This is a genomic window from Marimonas lutisalis (genome assembly GCF_005434965.1).
Classification (GTDB): Bacteria; Pseudomonadota; Alphaproteobacteria; order Rhodobacterales; family Rhodobacteraceae; genus Marimonas_A; species Marimonas_A lutisalis.
This window is the reverse complement of sequence record NZ_SKCI01000001.1, coordinates 392,782-409,571: the sequence shown is the minus strand read 5'-3', so window position 1 is coordinate 409,571 and position 16,790 is coordinate 392,782. Positions and strand designations below refer to the sequence as shown.

Genomic DNA, 16,790 nt, shown 5'->3' with positions numbered 1-16,790 from the left:
ACGAAACGTGATCACAAAAACGCGGCGATAAGACCCGCCAAGATCAAAACGCCGGACAATACCCCGATTTTCCACGGTGTGCCGACGCCGGTTGCCCGCTCGACCCGCAGCGGCACGAGCGCGGCAGGAACAGCGACGCAAAGCCCCGCAACTGCGGCCAGGAGCACCGCCCAAACCTCCCCTGCGCGGATCGGGCCAAGGGCAAGCGCGGCGACGAGAATCGCAACCGCAAACAGCGCTCCTGCAAGTGTCCGGTAAAGGGCGGTCAAAACGAGCAGCAAATGCGTCCCCGGGGGCGCCCCGTCCTTTTCGACGATCTGGGCGTGATAATCGGCAGGCACCGGCCCGAAACCATATTTTGCGCCCATAAGCGCCGCCCCGAGCGCCGCGATCCCCATCAGAATGCTTGAAATGATCACCTCATAATCCCCCTGTGGGGACGCTAGCATGAAACGCTGGGGAAACCTAACGCAGTCACGTCGGCATCAATGCCCAGTAATCGAGATCGAGCAAAACGCCGGGCAGGTATTTGCCGTCGTCGCCCTTGAGCGCGCCGACCGAGCCATCGGAAGTGGCCACGAGGCGAAGACGGATGGCACCAACACCGGGCGCCGATGTCTCAGCCTTGTCGAGCACTTCGGACCACGCCTTGACGGTGAGCCCCGAGAAGCACGGGTTGGCATGCGCGCCGCCGTTGAGGCCCACGATCATCTGCGCGTTGGCCAGCCCGTTGAACGAAAGTGCGCGGGCCATCGAGATGACGTGGCCGCCATAGATCAGGCGCTGGCCATCGGGGCGGAAGGTGGCATCGAAATGCACCTTGGCGGTGTTCTGCCAGAGCCGCGTGGCGATCATGTGCTCGGCCTCTTCAACGGTCACGCCATCGACATGGTCGATGATTTCACCGATGTCGTAGTCGCCCCAGCGGTGCGTCTCGCCGGCCAGGGTGAAATCGTATTTCGAAAAATCGAGCCCTTCGGGGATCGCCAGATCGCTGGCTGCGAGGGTTTGCTTCAACTCGGGGATCACCGTTTCGGGCGCAGGCGCATCGAGATCGTTCTTGCGGACCATGACCCAGCGGACATAGTCCATCACCACCTCGCCCCGCTGGTTCAGGCCCTTTGTGCGGACATAGACGACGCCGGATTTTCCGTTGGAATTCTGTTTGAGGCCGATCACTTCGCTGGTCGAGCGCAGGGTGTCGCCGGCATAGACCGGTTTCAGCCAGCGGCCCTCGGCATAGCCGAGATTGGCCACCGCGTTGAGCGAGATGTCCGGCACCGTCTTGCCGAACACCACGTGAAAGGCGGCGAGATCGTCGAGCGGGCTGGCCGGCAGGCCGGACGCCCGGGCGAATTCGTCCGAGGAATAGAGCGCGTGGCGCGCCGGGTAGAGCGCGTGGTAAAGCGCGCGTTCACCGCCCGACACGGTGCGGGGCACCGCGTGTTCGATCACGTCGCCAAGGCGGTAGTCTTCGAAAAACCGGCCCGGATTGGTCTTGGCCATGTCGTGTCTCCAGTTGTTCTTGGGATCAGCCGAACGGGTAATAGCCCAGCCAGTTGTGAATGAGGACAATGGCCCCGTAGACGGCGATGGTGCCGACAATGCCGCCGATTTCCTTGCCCATCGGGGCGGGGTCGGGGGCGGCCGGGCGCGGTTCGGCCCGGTTGATCAGGATGACCGAAAGCACCGCCCAGGCCAGCAGCCCGCCAAAGAGCACGAAAGACGGCGTATCGCCGTTGACCAGCAGGTGCGCCACCGCCCATGTCTTGAAGCCGATGAGCTGTGGATGGCGGATGACGCGGGTGATGCGCAGCCGCATGCCCGAAGCGGCGAACAGGTAGACCGAGAGCAGCATCAGGAGGTTGTTGATGCCGGTCATCATCGGGCTGCGACCCCAGAACACCGCCCCGTCGGCCGCGCGGTAGCCGATGATCATCAGCACGATGCTGACCAGCAGCAACAGCGCGATCGGGCCCTTGGCCCGCTCGCCCATGGCGCCGCGCGCCTGGGGCGCGAGGCGTTTGAAAAGATGCGCCGCGGACCAGAGAAGAACACCGAGGATGAGAAGCGTCATGGGATCGTTTCCTTCGCAATGCTTGGTGGGGTGGGCCCCACCCTACAGCGAGGCGATGGCGCTGGCCATGGCGAGGATCTTGCGCGCGGTTTCCACGTGCAGGTTCTCGACGATCTTGCCATCGACAACGGCCACGCCCTGGCCCGAGCGCTCGACCTCCTCGAAGGCTTCGATCTGTCGGCGGGCCAGGTCGATCTCGGCCTCGGAGGGCGAAAACAAGTCGTTCGTCACATCCACCTGCGCGGGGTGAATCAGTGTCTTGCCGTCGAAACCCAGGTCGCGGCCCTGTTCGCATTCGGCGCGCAGGCCCTCTTCGTCCTTGAACTGGTTGTAGACACCATCCACGGCGATCACGCCATGTGCGCGGGCGGCCAGCAGCATCATCTGCAGCGCCGTCATCATCGGCAGGCGGTCGGGCCGCGAACGGCAGTTCAGTTCCTTGGCGAGATCGTTGGTGCCGGCGACAAAGCCCGCGATCTGCGGGTGCGCGGCCACTTCCATCGCGTTCCAGATGCCGTGACAGCTCTCCATCATTGCCCAGATGGGCATATCGCCCACCAGGTCGGCGAGCGCCTGCACGTCGAGTGCATTGTCGACCTTGGGCAGCAGCACCGCATCGGCCTGCATGTTCTTTACCGCCAGCGCATCATCGCGGCCCCATTCGGTATCGAGCGCGTTGATGCGCACGATCTTCGCGCGGTCGCCATAGCCGCCTTCCGCCAGAGCGGCGGCCAGCGTGGCGCGGGCCTCGACCTTGGCGTCGGGGGTCACGGCATCCTCGAGATCGAAGATGATCGCATCGACAGGCAGGCCGCGCGCCTTGTCCAGTGCGCGCTCTTTCGAGCCGGGGATGTAGAGGACGGAACGGTAGGGGCGAACGGTCATGAGTCTCTCCGGTAATATTGTTGCGCGGATAGAGCATTTTTCGCCCGAATTGTTCAAGGGAATTTTCGCCGCAATGCAGAATCCGCGTGAAATTTGAGCGATCGACCGGTGAATTAACCACTCTTTCAGGGGCGCGGCGCAGGTTCAGGGACAGGTCGATGCCGCAGCCGGAAAACCCGGCAGACCCGGCGGCATCGCCGCCTAGACAAGGGTAAAACAATGAAACCTTCGAGCATGACGGCGGCCCTCTGCACGGCCGCGATGATGATCCCGGTGGCCGCGACGGCCCAGGCGCCCAATTGCGCCCCGCGCGACCGGGTGGTGCAACGGCTGGCCGACGGCTATGGCGAAAGCCGCCAGGCGATCGGGCTGGGCGCGAACAACGCGGTGATCGAGGTGTTCGCCAGCCCCGACAACGGTACCTGGACGATCACAGTGACGACGGCGAACGGCATCACCTGTCTTGTCGCAAGCGGACAGGCCTTCGAAACCCTGGCCGAAGCCCTGCCTGCCGGGGGCGAAGACATCTGAGCGGGCAGGCCGTGTCGCGTCGCCCTGGCCTTCTTGAGGCCGTCGTGGGGGCGCTGCCCCCACACCCCCGAGGTATTTGGGGTCAGATGAAGACGGATCCGGGAAAGTGCAGGGCGCCTCGGCGCGCGCAGCGCGGCAAGCCCAGGAGAGCGGCGGCGAGAGGCCGGTTGAGATGGGTCATGTCAGCCCGTCCCAGATCAGTTTGCTGCCGGTCACCGTCAGCAGCACGTAAGTCAGCGCAAAGAACGCACGTTCGGGAATGGCAAAATGCGCCCGCACCCCCAGCCAGGTGCCGAACAGCGCAAAGGGCGCGAGCCACAGATCGGCCCAGAGCGTTTCGGCGGTGAAGATGCCCAGGATGCCATAAGGAATCGCCTTCAACAGGTTGTTGACCCAGAAGACGATCACGGTGGTGGCCTGGTACTCGGTCTTGCCGGGGCGCTTCGACAGCAGGTAGACGGCCGCCGCCGGCCCACCGGCGTGGGCGACGAAACTGGTGAACCCGGCCCCGACCCCGGCGAGCAACCCGCCCCAGAGCGGAAATGGCCGCCGCGCCACCGGGATCAGCCCGGCGCGGCCCGCGATCTGCCAGACCACGAACAGCACCGCGATCGCCCCGATCAGGAGCCGCAGCGTATCGGCATCTGCCACCGTGTAGAAGGCCGCGCCCAGCACCACGCCGGGCACGGACCCGGCGATCAAAACCTTGGCATCATGGGCGCTCCAGCGTTTCCAGTAGGGGCGCAGCGTGGCCAGGTCGATCAGCATCAGCATCGGCAGCATGATCCCGATCGCTGCGCCCGGCTCCATCACCAGCGCCAGAATCGCGGCCGAGGCAAAGGCCGCGCCCGAGCCGAAGCCGCCCTTGGAGATACCTGCGAACATCACCGCCGGCCCGGCGATGGCGAAAAAGCTGAAATCGAGGGGCGACACGCGGCGAGCCTTTCTAAGTTACGGTTTCGCAACCGGTTTAACGGTAAACACCAGGGCGCGATAGCTTCCTGTTCGGATGCGCTGCACTGCAGCACCCTTGCACCGGCGCCGTGTTGGGCGTAGGCAGGCGCGCGATACGGTAACCACGCGGAGAAACTTCCAATGGCCAGACCCAAAATCGCGCTTATCGGCGCAGGTATGATCGGCGGTACGCTTGCCCATATGGCGGCAATGAAGGAACTGGGCGATATCGTCCTCTTTGACATCGCCGAGGGCATTCCCGAAGGCAAGGCGCTCGACATCGCCGAATCCGGCCCCTCGGAAGGCTTTGATGCCGCGCTGAAAGGCACCCAGGATTACGCCGACATCGCCGGCGCCGATGTCTGCATCGTCACCGCGGGCGTCCCGCGCAAGCCGGGGATGAGCCGCGATGACCTGCTGGGCATCAACCTCAAGGTCATGAAATCCGTGGGCGAAGGCATCAAGGAACATGCCCCGAACGCCTTTGTCATCTGCATCACCAACCCGCTCGATGCGATGGTCTGGGCCCTGCGCGAGTTTTCGGGCCTGCCGCACAACATGGTCTGCGGCATGGCCGGCGTTCTGGACAGCGCCCGCTTCCGCCACTTCCTGGCCGAGGAATTCGGCGTGTCGATGCGCGATGTCACCGCGTTTGTGCTGGGTGGCCACGGCGACACCATGGTGCCGCTGACCCGCTATTCGACGGTGGGCGGCATCCCCCTGCCCGATCTCGTGGAGATGGGCTGGACCAGCCAGGAGAAACTGGACGCGATCGTGCAGCGCACCCGTGACGGCGGCGCCGAGATCGTCGGCCTGCTGAAAACCGGCAGCGCTTATTACGCGCCGGCCACCAGCGCCATCGAGATGGCCATCGCCTATCTGAAAGACCAGAAGCGCGTGCTGCCCTGCGCGGCGCATGTCGATGGGCCCTATGGGCTGGATGGCTTCTATGTGGGCGTGCCCACGGTGATCGGCGCCGGCGGTGTCGAGCGCGTGATCGACATCAAGCTGAACAAGGACGAACAGGCCATGTTCAACAAGTCGGTCGATGCGGTCAAAGGCCTGGTCAAGGCCTGCCAGGACATCGACGGCTCGCTGGCCTGATACACGCCGGAACATGATGATCTGAAGGGCGCCTTGCGGGGCGCCCTTTCTTTTTTCGCCTGTCCGCCAAACCCATGCCATATTGCAGCGTATGGTTGCGCGTGAGAACCTGGAGCGTGAAACGCGCCGTACCATTGCAAAAAAGGTCATGATTTCGATGAAAAAGCCCCTTTCCCGCACCCTTGCCACCCTGGCCCTGGCCGCAACGCTTGCCGGCCCGGCCGGAGCCCAGCAAGGCGAACTTGCCTCGGCAGGCCTGACCCAGCGGATCGAAACACTGTCGGCGGACCCGGCCGCGAACGGTTTCGAACTGGGCGCGATGATGGTGCTGCGCGCGGTCGAGAAATCGCTGCAGACGCGATACGACTACGGGCTGGGTGACCGGATGGTAAACCTGCCGCTGCTGCGGCTGAACATGGGGCCGATGCGCAACCCCAACCCGCGCGAGAAAACGCCCGATCTGGTCGCCAGCATGATCGCAACCTTCGTCGAGGACATGGCCGAAGCGCAGAAAGTGCTGGCCCGGGCCGAGCGCGACGGCGTGCAGCCCTTCGAGCTGACGCTGCAGGACATCTGGTTTGACATGGACGGTGACGGCACCCGCAGCGAAGCCGAGTCCGCGATGAAACTGCTGGCCCCGGTGATCCTGGACCGGCGGGTTCGGCGCGAGATGGAAAAGAGCGGGGCGCTGGAGCAGCCGCTGACGATCCGCTTCGACGTGGCCGACCAATCCTGGCTGGCGGCCTATACCCATCTTCTGGCCGGCGTGGGCAATGCCATCCTGGCCTTTGATCCCACCCCGGTGATTGCCAATCTCGATGCGCAGCTGGCCGCGGTGAAGGACGCGCCACGCATCCCCAATTACTGGGACCAGGACGCGGTGAAAGCCGAGATCGAAACGTTGAAGGCTGAGCAAGAGCGCATCAAAGCCCGCTCGCAGGAGCTGCGCGAGATGCAAAAGCCCTTCGATGACCGGATCCGGGCCCTGCGCGACGAGATGCGCAAACCCGAGAACAAGCCGCGCGAGAAACGTGACGCGCTGAACGCGCAGATCAAGGATATCCGCGAGGCGATGCGCCCGCTGACCGACGAGCGCAGCGACCTTGGCCGCCAGTCACGCCTGGCCCGCAATGAGTTGCGTGCCGCCGAATCGAAGCTGGCCCAGACCGAAGAGGAAACGACTGGCCCGAGCCTGGATGACCTGCGCCGGATGTCCAAACAGCTGCTGGACGAGCGCCGCAGCCTTCAAGCCGAGCGCGATAGCCTGAGTGCCCGCAAACAGGAGACTGCTGACCAGCGCCAGGCTGCCACGACCGACGCACAGCGCAAAGCGCTGGATGCCGAACTGGAGAAGCTGACCGCAGCGCTGTCGCAGAACATGGATGCGATTGGCGAAAATATGAAGAAAAGCCGAGACATGCGCCGCGACATGACCCGCGCGCAACTGGACGCGCGGCGTGGCTTCGACCGGCGCAGCATGGTGCGCGACCAGGTGCGCCCGGCGATCGACATCGCCTATCTCGTGCTCGAGTCGCTGGCGCAGAAACCCGACCGCGCGCGGCTTCAGGCGGCGCAGTCGAACTGGCTGAACATGATCGCGCATAACCGCATCTTCTGGCGCGAACTGGCCCGCGAAACCGACAATGACCGCGAATGGATCCCGAACCCCGACCAGCAATCGGCCCTGGGGATCGAGGTGCCCGCGCGCATGGCCGAGGCCTGGCAGAAAATCCTGTCGGATGCCGAGGCGGTGCTGGAAGGCCGGCTGCTCCTGCCGCATCCGCTGATGCCCGATGGCACGGGGATTTCGCTGGCCGCCTATTTCGCCGATCCCGGCCCCATTGATCTGATCGAGTGGATCCACGGCATCGGCGCCTATCCCTATGCCGCGCGCGGTTCGCAGATCACGGCACAAAGCTGGAGCCAGTTTTCGCGGTTTACGCATGGGCGCGCGGGGACGTTCGCGCTTTTCTTCAACTAGGCCAACTGGCCAGAAGCGTGGCAATCGGGCCAGCCCGATTGCCCGCGTAAGCGCGCCGAAGTGCCGCGTCAAAGCCCTGTGCCGTCAGGTCGGGCGGCACATCGGGCAGGACGCGCGCGATCACCGGGGCCGGATCGAAGGGCGTATCGTCATAAAGCCCTAGCGCGCGCAGCCGGGCCAGCGTTTCGCCGTCGAACCCCTGCACCCGGTCATGCAGGGCGCGCGCCGCCGCAGGGTCGGTCGTTTCCAGGCACTCGGCGATCTGGCGCAGGCGGTGGGCCGCGTTCATCTGCGCCAGCGTAGCCTCGTCCTGTTCGCCATAGCGCAGGAGCTTCACCAGCCAGTGCAGCGGCGTCAGCCCGTCGAAATGCAACAGCTCGACCGTATGCGCGCGCAGCGCCGAATGCGCAGGCAGCTTGTCCTGGCCTGCCGCGCGCGGGCGGTGGATGCGAATGTTGTAATCATAACCGGTAGGGGTGAAGGCCTTGCCGGTGGTGTGGCTGCTCATCCCGCCCTCCAGATAGGCCGCCGCCGGGCCATAGAGCGCGCGGTGAAGGCGCGGCGGCACCCGGGCCGGGCGGCGAAAGCCGCCGTCGAAGATAGTTGCCTGCATCGCGCCGGGGTCTTGCACCCGCTCGGCCGGGGGCACCGAAAGATAGCCGAACCCGCGCGGAAAGGCCGCCAGTTCGGCCAGGAAATCGCCGCGCGGGCGCAGGAATTCATCGGCATCGAGATGGATGAGCCAATCGACCCCGGCCCGGCGATAAGCCTGCGTCGCGTTCAGCCCCTGCCGGCGGTTCTGCCCCTCGGGCCGGCCGCGCGCGAGGCTGGCCCAATGCGCGGCATCGCACAGCGTCAGCGTGACCCCGGACAAGCCGCGCAGCCGCGCCGCCGCCGGATCGACCGGATCATCGAGATAGACATGCGCCTCGGACGCGCCGAGGCCGAGGTGATAGGCCACGTTGGCCAGCACCAGGTCGCCCGGTTCGCGCGCGGTCATCACGATGCCCCAGCTGGGTGTGCTCATGCCCTGCCCCCCTGCCCGGCCAGGAAGGTGTAATCAGCAGCATAGAACTCCTCGATCCGCGCGCGGGTCTCCTCGCTCATCGTGATCGGGATCGGGGCAAGTTTCTTTTCCCACCGGCGCGGCACCGCGCGGCTGTCTCCGGTGACGTGGTCGATCCAGTCGAAAACGCGGTCCAGCCCGTCCTCAAGCGCGAAAAGCTCCATCCCCTCGCTCAGGAACTCGACCTGCGGGCGGATGTGGTTGTCGAAGACATAGGGGTTCTTGCCGTAGCGGCGAAAGGTCTTGGTGATCCAGTCGTCGAAAGGCTGAATGTCGAGCCCCTTGCGCTTTTTCACCTGCGCGGCGCGATAGCGGTATTCGCTTTGCAGCCGTGCCAGCGGATCGCGCAGCACGGCGAAGGCATGATCGCAGAAGCCCGGGCGAAACAGCGTGGTATGAACCGCCGCGTGGATATGCTGGGGCGAGCAGGCCGACCAGTCGCCGGGCCGGGTGTGATGCATCGCCACCTCGCCCTTTTCGCGCAGATAGGCCTCGATGCTGGTGCCGCCGGTTTTCGGGATATGGGCAAAGTAGAGAAGCGTCTGGCCAATCCTGGCAAGCGGCATGATTTTCGTCCTGTCACTGGCACCGATGCGGCAAACCGTTTCACAGCATTGCAGGCAAGTCCACCATCGCCCGGGTGATTCTGTTTTTGAAACATGCGGATTCAGGCATGTTTGGATTTGTGATCACACGTTTTCCGGCTGTGATCACAAATTGCGGAAATTTGCCGAAAATCAGCCCGACTTACGAATAAAGCTTAGGTTTGCCGCAACCTTATGCCACTACGCAGGGCAACGTAAATGAAACAGGTGAGCCGATGAATATTCACGAATACCAGGCGAAGGCGCTTCTTCGCCAGTATGGCGCACCGGTCAGTGATGGCCGCGTCGTGACACGGGCCGAAGAGGCCAAAACCGCAGCCGGTGAACTGGATGGCCCGCTCTGGGTGGTCAAGGCGCAGATCCATGCGGGCGGTCGCGGCAAGGGCAGCTTCAAGGAGGCCGACGCCGGCGAAAAGGGAGGCGTGCGGCTGGCCAAGTCGGTGGAAGAGGCCGAGCTGGAGGCCAAGCGCATGCTGGGCCGAACGCTGGTCACCAAGCAGACCGGCCCCGCCGGCAAGCAGGTGAACCGCATCTATATCGAGGACGGCTCGGGCATCGAGAAGGAATTCTACCTCGCCCTGCTGGTCGACCGTCAAACCAGCCGTATTTCCTATGTCGCCTCGACCGAGGGTGGCATGGACATCGAGGAAGTGGCCGAAAGCACGCCCGAGAAAATCCTCAGCTTTTCGGTCGATCCGGCCACCGGGTACCAGCCGTTTCACGGCCGTCGCATCGCCTTCATGCTGGGCCTGACCGGTCCGCAAGTGAAGCAATGCGTGGCGCTGATGGGCACGCTCTACAAGCTCTTCGTGGAAAAAGACATGGAGATGCTTGAGATCAACCCGCTGATCATCACCGACAAGGGCGACCTGAAGTGCCTGGACGCGAAGATGGGCTTTGACGGCAATGCGATCTACCGCCATGCCGACATCGCCGAGTTGCGCGACGTGACCGAGGAAGACCCGAAAGAGCTGGAAGCCTCGAAATACGATCTGAACTACATCGCGCTGGATGGCGAAATCGGCTGCATGGTGAATGGCGCGGGGCTGGCCATGGCGACGATGGACATCATCAAGCTTTACGGGGCCGAGCCGGCCAACTTCCTCGATGTCGGCGGTGGCGCGACCAAGGAGAAAGTGACCGAGGCGTTCAAGATCATCACGAGCGATCCGAACGTCAAAGGCATCCTTGTCAACATCTTCGGCGGCATCATGCGCTGCGACGTGATCGCCGAGGGCGTTGTGGCCGCGGTGAAGGAAGTGGGCCTGAAGGTGCCGCTGGTGGTGCGCCTGGAAGGCACCAACGTGGAAGAAGGCAAGCGGATCATCAACGAGAGCGACGTGGACGTGATTGCCGCGGATGACCTGAAAGATGGCGCGCAGAAAATCGTGAAGGCAGTGAAGGGCTAAGGAAAATGGCAGTTCTCATCGACGAAAATACCAAGGTGATCTGCCAGGGCTTTACCGGCTCGCAGGGCACCTTCCACAGCGAACAGGCCATTGCCTATGGCACCCAGATGGTCGGCGGCGTGACCCCCGGCAAGGGCGGGCAGACGCATCTTGATCTGCCGGTTTTCAACTCGGTCCACGAGGCCAGGCATGTGACCGGGGCGAACGCCACGGTGATCTACGTTCCCCCGCCCTTTGCGGCAGACAGTATCCTCGAGGCGATCGACGCCGAGATGGAAGTGATCGTGGCGATCACCGAGGGCATCCCGGTTCTGGACATGATGAAGGTGAAACGCGCGCTGGAAGACAGCAAATCGGTGCTGATTGGCCCGAATTGCCCGGGCGTGATTACACCGGACGCCTGCAAGATCGGCATCATGCCCGGCCATATTCACAAGCGCGGCAGCGTGGGTGTTGTCTCGCGCTCGGGCACGCTGACCTATGAGGCCGTGAAACAGACGACGGATGTGGGCCTGGGCCAGTCGACCTGCGTGGGTATCGGCGGCGACCCGATCAAAGGAACCGAGCATATCGACGTGCTGGAATGGTTCCTGGCGGATGACGAGACGCAAAGCATCATCATGATCGGTGAAATCGGCGGCAGCGCCGAAGAAGAAGCGGCCCAGTTCCTGAAAGACGAGGCCAAGAAGGGCCGCAAGAAGCCTGTCGCGGGCTTCATCGCCGGCCGCACCGCCCCCCCGGGCCGCCGCATGGGCCACGCCGGCGCCATCGTCGCCGGTGGCAAGGGCGGCGCCGAGGACAAGATCGAAGCCATGCGCAGCGCGGGCATCGTGGTGGCTGAAAGCCCCGCCGGCCTGGGCGAAGCGATGCTGGAGGCCATCGGGTAGTTAAATCGGTTTTCAATTGACGGGAGAGACGACATGGATTTCAAAACGGCAGTCAAAACCTGCCTGACTGAGAAATATGCCACCTTTTCGGGGCGCGCGTCGCGATCCGAATACTGGTGGTTTGCGCTGGCCATGATTATCGGCGCTGTTGTCGTCAGCCTGATCGAAACCGCGATCTTCGGCGCCCCAGCACCCGGGCAGCGGGGCACTCAACCGCTTTCGATGCTCTACTCGCTCGCGCTGATCATACCGATTACGGCTGCGGGCTTCCGCCGACTGCACGACAGCGGACGCCCGGGCTGGTACATCCTGATCCCGCTTGTGATTTCGATATTTCTGAATCTCACGCTTCTTGGCGGTATTTTCGGTGTCGCGCTGATGGAACAGGGTCAGGGCATCGATCCCGATATGGCCGCAGGAGTGGCCCTTGCGGGCGGCATCGGCGCCCTCATCGCCATGCTTCTGATGATCGTTCTCACCATTCTGATGATCTGGTGGCTGACCCGTCCGTCGGACCATGGCGACAACGCCTATGGCCCGCCCCCGGCAGACCAACGGGCGGTCTGACATATGCGTGCAGGGCCTGCGATAAACCCTCGGGCGGATGCGCGAAATCGCATCCCCAGCCGGGTTCTGGCATCGCTTATCCATCACAATGAACACGGTCCCAACCCGGATGAGGTAGTCCAATGACCGAACATTCCCCCAACGACCAATTCAAAGCATCGTCCTTCATGCAAGGGCACAATGCCGAGTATCTGGAGCAGCTTTACGCCCGTTACGCCAACGATCCGGGCGCGGTGGACGAGGCCTGGGCCGCGTTCTTTGCCCAGATGGGCGATGCCGAGACTGACGTGAAGGCCGAAGCGCAGGGCCCCAGCTGGGCGCGCCCCGACTGGCCGCCCGTGCCGCAGGACGACCTGACTGGCGCGCTGACGGGGGACTGGGCGCCGCTGCCCGAAGAGGCCAAATCCGCCGCCGAAAAGATCAAGGGCAAGGCCAGGGAAGCCAAGGTCGAGGTCAGCGATGACGCGATCCGCCAGGCGGTGCTCGACAGTATCCGCGCGCTGATGATCATCCGCGCCTACCGGATCCGCGGCCATCTCGTGGCCGATCTCGACCCGCTGGGCATGCGCAGCCAGACGCCGCACCCCGAGCTCGACCCGAAGGCCTATGGCTTTACCGAGGCCGACATGGACCGGCCGATCTTCATCGACAAGGTGCTTGGGCTCGACTTTGCCACGATGCGGCAGATCATCGACATCGTGAAGCGCACCTATTGCGGCACGTTTGCGCTGCAATACATGCACATCTCGGATCCCGAGCAGGCCGGCTGGCTGAAAGAACGGATCGAGGGTTACGGCAAGGAAATCGCCTTTACCCGCGAGGGCCGGAAGGCGATCCTGAACAAGCTGGTCGAGGCCGAGGGCTTCGAGAAGTTCCTCCATGTGAAATACATGGGGACCAAGCGCTTCGGCCTCGATGGCGGCGAGGCGCTCATTCCCGCGATGGAACAGATCATCAAGCGCGGCGGCAGCCTTGGCGCCAAGGAAATCGTGATCGGCATGCCCCACCGCGGCAGGCTGAGCGTGCTGGCCAACGTGATGGGCAAGCCCTACCGCGCCATCTTCAACGAGTTCCAGGGCGGCAGCTTCAAACCCGAGGACGTGGACGGCTCGGGCGACGTGAAATACCATCTCGGCGCCTCCTCGGACCGCGAGTTCGACGGCAATACCGTGCACCTCAGCCTCACGGCGAACCCCTCGCACCTCGAGGCGGTGAACCCGGTGGTGCTGGGCAAGGTGCGCGCCAAGCAGGACCAGTTGAACGACCCCGACCGCACCGCGGTGATCCCGGTGCTGCTGCACGGCGACGCGGCCTTTGCCGGACAGGGTGTCGTGGCCGAATGTTTCGGGCTTTCGGGGCTCAAGGGACACCGCACCGGCGGCACGATCCATATCATCGTCAACAACCAGATCGGCTTTACCACCGCGCCGCATTTCTCGCGCAGTTCGCCCTATCCGACCGACATCGCGCTGATGGTCGAGGCGCCGATCTTCCACGTCAACGGTGACGATCCCGAAGCCGTGGTGCACGCCGCCAAGGTGGCCACCGAGTTCCGCCAGAAATTCGGCAAGGACGTGGTGATCGACATGTTCTGCTATCGCCGCTTCGGCCATAACGAAGGCGATGAGCCGATGTTCACCAACCCGGTGATGTACAAGAAGATCAAGAGCCACAAGACCACGCTGTCGCTCTATACCGATCGCCTGGTGCAGGATGGCCTGATCCCCGAGGGCGAGATCGAGGACATGAAAGCCGCCTTCCAGGCGCATCTGAACGACGAGTTCGAGGCCGGCAAGGACTTCAAGCCCAACAAGGCCGACTGGCTGGATGGCCGCTGGAGCCACCTGGACCGCCGCAACGAGGAATACCAGCGCGGCGAAACCGCGATCAAACCCGAGACGCTCGCGGAAATCGGCCGTGCGCTCTCGACCGCGCCAGAGGGCTTTCCGCTGCACAAGACCGTGGCGCGGTTGCTGGACGCCAAGAAAGAGATGTTCGAAAGCGGCCAGGGCTTTGACTGGGCCACCGGCGAAGCGCTGGCCTTCGGTTCGCTGATGACCGAGGGCTATCCCGTGCGGCTGGCCGGCCAGGACAGCACCCGCGGCACCTTCAGCCAGCGCCATTCGGGCCTGATCAACCAGGAAACCGAGGAACGCTATTACCCGCTGAACCACATCCGCGAGGGGCAGGCCCAGTACGAGGTCATCGACTCGATGCTCTCGGAATATGCGGTGCTCGGGTTTGAGTATGGCTACTCGCTGGCCGAGCCCAACGCGCTGACCATGTGGGAGGCGCAGTTCGGTGATTTCGCCAACGGCGCGCAGATCATGTTCGACCAGTTCATCAGCTCGGGCGAATCTAAATGGCTGCGCATGTCGGGCCTGACCGTGCTGCTGCCGCATGGCTATGAGGGCCAGGGCCCCGAGCACAGCTCGGCCCGGCTGGAACGCTTCCTGCAGATGTGCGGCGGAGACAACTGGATCGTCGCCAACTGCACCACGCCGGCCAACTATTTCCACATCCTGCGCCGCCAGTTGCATCGTTCGTTCCGCAAACCGCTGATCCTGATGACCCCGAAATCGCTCCTGCGGCACAAGCTCTGCATCTCGGATGCCGATGATTTCACCACCGGATCCAGCTTCCACCGCGTGCTGTGGGATGATGCCGAGAAAGGCCATTCCGACACCAAGCTGAAGAAGGACAAGGATATCCGCCGCGTCGTCATGTGCTCGGGCAAGGTCTATTTCGACCTGCTGGAAGCGCGCGATGCTGCCGGGATTGACGATGTCTACCTCCTGCGGATCGAACAGTTCTATCCCTTCCCGGCGATGAGCCTGGTGAAGGAGCTGGAACGCTTCAAGGGGGCCGAGATGGTCTGGTGCCAGGAAGAGCCCAAGAACCAGGGCGCCTGGAGCTTCATCGAGCCCAACATCGAGTGGGTGCTCGAACGCATCAAGGCCAAGCATACGCGCCCCGTCTATGCCGGGCGCCCCGCCGCAGCCTCGCCCGCCACGGGCCTGGCCAAGCAGCACAAGGCACAACAGGAAGCGCTGGTCAACGACGCGCTCAATCTGGAAGGGAACTGATACATGTCCACCGAAGTCCGCGTGCCCACCCTGGGCGAAAGCGTCACCGAGGCCACCGTCGCAACCTGGTTCAAGAAGCCGGGCGACGCGGTTGCCGTCGATGAAATGCTCTGCGAGCTGGAAACCGACAAGGTGACGGTCGAGGTGCCTTCGCCCGCCGCCGGCACCCTGGGCGAGATCGTCGCCGCCGAGGGCGACACAGTCGGCGTCAACGCTCTCCTGGCCACGATCGCCGAAGGCGGCGCAGCCACGCCCGAAAAACCCAAGGCCGCGGCAAAACCCACCGAAGCGCCTGCACAGTCGGGCGGCAGCGCCGTCGACGTGATGGTGCCCACCCTGGGCGAAAGCGTGACCGAGGCGACCGTTTCGACCTGGTTCAAATCCGTCGGCGACAGCGTCACCCAGGATGAAATGCTCTGCGAGCTGGAAACCGACAAGGTATCGGTCGAAGTGCCCGCGCCTGCCTCGGGCACACTGTCCGAGATCGTCGCCGCCGAAGGCAGCACCGTGCAGGCCAATGGCAAACTGGCGGTGATCAGTGCCGGCGAAGGCGCCGCGACCGCGAGCGCCGCTGCCGCCGCACCGGCGCCGGCCGCCGCGCCGGAAGGCGTGAAGAACGCACCCTCCGCCGAGAAACTGATGGCCGACAAGGGCATCGACCCGGCCAGCGTACAGGGCACCGGCCGCGATGGCCGCATCATGAAGGAAGACGTGCAGAAAGCGGCCACCGCGCCCGCACCTGCCCCGGCCCCAGCCGCCCCGGCGCCGCAGCCCGCGGCCGCGCCGCGCGCGCCCGTGCCCGCCGACGATGCCGCGCGCGAGGAACGGGTGAAAATGACCCGCCTGCGCCAGACCATCGCCCGCCGCCTCAAGGACGCGCAGAACACCGCCGCGATCCTGACCACCTATAACGAGGTCGACATGAGCGCGGTGATGGAGCTGCGCAACACCTACAAGGCCGAGTTCGAGAAGAAACACGGCGTGCGGCTGGGCTTCATGTCCTTCTTCACCAAGGCCTGCGTGCACGCGCTGCGCGAGGTGCCCGAGGTCAACGCCGAGATCGACGGCACCGACATCGTCTACAAGAATTACGTCCACATGGGCGTGGCGGCGGGCACGCCGCAGGGTCTCGTCGTGCCGGTGATCCGCGACGTGCACGAAAAAAGCTTTGCCCAGATCGAGAAGGAAATCGGCGAAAAGGGTCGGCGCGCCCGCGACGGCAAGCTGTCGATGGCGGAAATGCAGGGCGGCACCTTCACGCTGTCGAATGGCGGCGTCTACGGCTCGCTCATGTCCTCGCCCATCCTCAACCCGCCGCAATCGGGCATCCTCGGCATGCACAAGATCCAGGAGCGCCCGGTGGTGGTGAACGGTGAAATCGTGATCCGCCCGATGATGTATCTCGCGCTCAGCTACGATCACCGCATCGTCGACGGCAAGGGCGCGGTTACCTTCCTCGTCCGCGTCAAGGACGCGCTGGAAGACCCGCGCCGGTTGCTGATGGATCTCTGATCCCTTCCTTACGATCCCCCGAGGCTTCATCTGACCGAAAATACCTCAGGGGGTCTGGGGGACAGCGTCCCCCAGGGCCTGCGTGGCCCGAACGCGAACAAACCTGAGTGCGCGAGCACACCAGCA

15 protein-coding genes are annotated in these 16,790 nt (G+C 64.1%); 8 read left to right on the top strand and 7 right to left on the bottom strand.

Features of this window, described 5'->3' with window-relative positions:
- Positions 1-11: 11 nt before the first annotated feature.
- The 4 genes from E0501_RS02020 to E0501_RS02005 form a co-directional block, all read right to left on the bottom strand.
- Positions 12-398: a hypothetical protein gene (locus tag E0501_RS02020; protein WP_137699677.1), complete on the bottom strand. Its 387-nt coding sequence runs from the start codon at positions 396-398 to the stop codon at positions 12-14.
- 76 nt (positions 399-474) lie between these two features.
- On the bottom strand, positions 475-1,506 hold the full coding sequence (locus tag E0501_RS02015) for a MaoC family dehydratase (protein ID WP_137699676.1): 1,032 nt from the start codon (positions 1,504-1,506) through the stop codon (positions 475-477).
- A 25-nt stretch (positions 1,507-1,531) separates the two neighbouring features.
- Entirely contained in the window at positions 1,532-2,077 is a 546-nt protein-coding gene (locus E0501_RS02010; protein WP_137699675.1) for an NnrU family protein, read from the bottom strand.
- Between the two features lie 42 nt (positions 2,078-2,119).
- Positions 2,120-2,962, bottom strand: coding sequence for an HpcH/HpaI aldolase/citrate lyase family protein (locus E0501_RS02005; protein WP_137699674.1), 843 nt, complete (start codon positions 2,960-2,962; stop codon positions 2,120-2,122).
- 219 nt (positions 2,963-3,181) lie between these two features.
- Here E0501_RS02005 and E0501_RS02000 point away from each other — a divergent pair, with 219 nt between their 5' ends.
- Entirely contained in the window at positions 3,182-3,493 is a 312-nt protein-coding gene (locus E0501_RS02000; RefSeq protein WP_170222762.1) for a hypothetical protein, read from the top strand.
- A gap of 177 nt (positions 3,494-3,670) precedes the next feature.
- Here the strand turns inward: E0501_RS02000 and E0501_RS01995 are convergent, their stop codons facing one another.
- Positions 3,671-4,426, bottom strand: coding sequence for a sulfite exporter TauE/SafE family protein (locus E0501_RS01995; protein WP_137699673.1), 756 nt, complete (start codon positions 4,424-4,426; stop codon positions 3,671-3,673).
- Between the two features lie 162 nt (positions 4,427-4,588).
- Between E0501_RS01995 and mdh the strand changes: the two genes are divergently transcribed.
- Both mdh and E0501_RS01985 read left to right on the top strand, forming a co-directional pair.
- Complete coding sequence (mdh, locus tag E0501_RS01990; protein ID WP_137699672.1) at positions 4,589-5,551, top strand: malate dehydrogenase; 963 nt, start codon at positions 4,589-4,591, stop codon at positions 5,549-5,551.
- 157 nt (positions 5,552-5,708) lie between these two features.
- Positions 5,709-7,532: a coiled-coil domain-containing protein gene (locus tag E0501_RS01985; protein WP_137699671.1), complete on the top strand. Its 1,824-nt coding sequence runs from the start codon at positions 5,709-5,711 to the stop codon at positions 7,530-7,532.
- Here the strand turns inward: E0501_RS01985 and E0501_RS01980 are convergent.
- Together E0501_RS01980 and E0501_RS01975 are read right to left on the bottom strand one after the other, a co-directional pair.
- On the bottom strand, positions 7,525-8,559 hold the full coding sequence (locus E0501_RS01980) for a glycosyltransferase family 2 protein (RefSeq protein WP_137699670.1): 1,035 nt from the start codon (positions 8,557-8,559) through the stop codon (positions 7,525-7,527). The two genes, E0501_RS01985 and E0501_RS01980, sit on opposite strands and share 8 nt — an antisense overlap.
- On the bottom strand, positions 8,556-9,164 hold the full coding sequence (locus E0501_RS01975; RefSeq protein WP_137699669.1) for a sulfotransferase family 2 domain-containing protein: 609 nt from the start codon (positions 9,162-9,164) through the stop codon (positions 8,556-8,558). Before E0501_RS01975 ends, E0501_RS01980 begins: the two co-directional genes overlap by 4 nt.
- Before the next feature lie 254 nt (positions 9,165-9,418).
- Between E0501_RS01975 and sucC the strand changes: the two genes are divergently transcribed.
- From sucC to odhB, 5 genes are all read left to right on the top strand, one after another.
- Positions 9,419-10,612, top strand: coding sequence for an ADP-forming succinate--CoA ligase subunit beta (sucC, locus tag E0501_RS01970; protein ID WP_137699668.1), 1,194 nt, complete (start codon positions 9,419-9,421; stop codon positions 10,610-10,612).
- A gap of 5 nt (positions 10,613-10,617) precedes the next feature.
- The gene (gene sucD / locus E0501_RS01965) at positions 10,618-11,499 is read left to right on the top strand and encodes a succinate--CoA ligase subunit alpha (RefSeq protein ID WP_137699667.1); all 882 of its coding nucleotides are present in this window, start codon (positions 10,618-10,620) and stop codon (positions 11,497-11,499) included.
- Between the two features lie 33 nt (positions 11,500-11,532).
- Positions 11,533-12,066 carry a DUF805 domain-containing protein gene (locus E0501_RS01960; RefSeq protein ID WP_137699666.1) on the top strand — a complete coding sequence of 178 codons (534 nt, stop codon included), beginning with the start codon at positions 11,533-11,535 and terminating at the stop codon, positions 12,064-12,066.
- Positions 12,067-12,188: 122 nt separating this feature from the next.
- A complete protein-coding gene (locus tag E0501_RS01955) occupies positions 12,189-15,152 on the top strand; it encodes a 2-oxoglutarate dehydrogenase E1 component (protein ID WP_137699665.1) in 2,964 nt (987 codons plus the stop codon).
- Positions 15,153-15,155: 3 nt separating this feature from the next.
- The gene (odhB, locus tag E0501_RS01950; RefSeq protein ID WP_137699664.1) at positions 15,156-16,664 is read left to right on the top strand and encodes a 2-oxoglutarate dehydrogenase complex dihydrolipoyllysine-residue succinyltransferase; all 1,509 of its coding nucleotides are present in this window, start codon (positions 15,156-15,158) and stop codon (positions 16,662-16,664) included.
- The last annotated feature ends 126 nt before the right edge of the window (positions 16,665-16,790 follow it).

Coding starts and splice junctions, on each gene's coding strand:
- E0501_RS02020 (WP_137699677.1), bottom strand. CDS start 398: ATGGGGATCGCGGCGCTCGGGGCGGCGCTTATGGGCGCAAAATATGGT.
- E0501_RS02015 (WP_137699676.1), bottom strand. CDS start 1,506: ATGGCCAAGACCAATCCGGGCCGGTTTTTCGAAGACTACCGCCTTGGC.
- E0501_RS02010 (WP_137699675.1), bottom strand. CDS start 2,077: ATGACGCTTCTCATCCTCGGTGTTCTTCTCTGGTCCGCGGCGCATCTT.
- E0501_RS02005 (WP_137699674.1), bottom strand. CDS start 2,962: ATGACCGTTCGCCCCTACCGTTCCGTCCTCTACATCCCCGGCTCGAAA.
- E0501_RS02000 (WP_170222762.1), top strand. CDS start 3,182: ATGAAACCTTCGAGCATGACGGCGGCCCTCTGCACGGCCGCGATGATG.
- mdh (WP_137699672.1), top strand. CDS start 4,589: ATGGCCAGACCCAAAATCGCGCTTATCGGCGCAGGTATGATCGGCGGT.
- E0501_RS01985 (WP_137699671.1), top strand. CDS start 5,709: ATGAAAAAGCCCCTTTCCCGCACCCTTGCCACCCTGGCCCTGGCCGCA.
- E0501_RS01980 (WP_137699670.1), bottom strand. CDS start 8,559: ATGAGCACACCCAGCTGGGGCATCGTGATGACCGCGCGCGAACCGGGC.
- E0501_RS01975 (WP_137699669.1), bottom strand. CDS start 9,164: ATGCCGCTTGCCAGGATTGGCCAGACGCTTCTCTACTTTGCCCATATC.
- sucC (WP_137699668.1), top strand. CDS start 9,419: ATGAATATTCACGAATACCAGGCGAAGGCGCTTCTTCGCCAGTATGGC.
- sucD (WP_137699667.1), top strand. CDS start 10,618: ATGGCAGTTCTCATCGACGAAAATACCAAGGTGATCTGCCAGGGCTTT.
- E0501_RS01960 (WP_137699666.1), top strand. CDS start 11,533: ATGGATTTCAAAACGGCAGTCAAAACCTGCCTGACTGAGAAATATGCC.
- E0501_RS01955 (WP_137699665.1), top strand. CDS start 12,189: ATGACCGAACATTCCCCCAACGACCAATTCAAAGCATCGTCCTTCATG.
- odhB (WP_137699664.1), top strand. CDS start 15,156: ATGTCCACCGAAGTCCGCGTGCCCACCCTGGGCGAAAGCGTCACCGAG.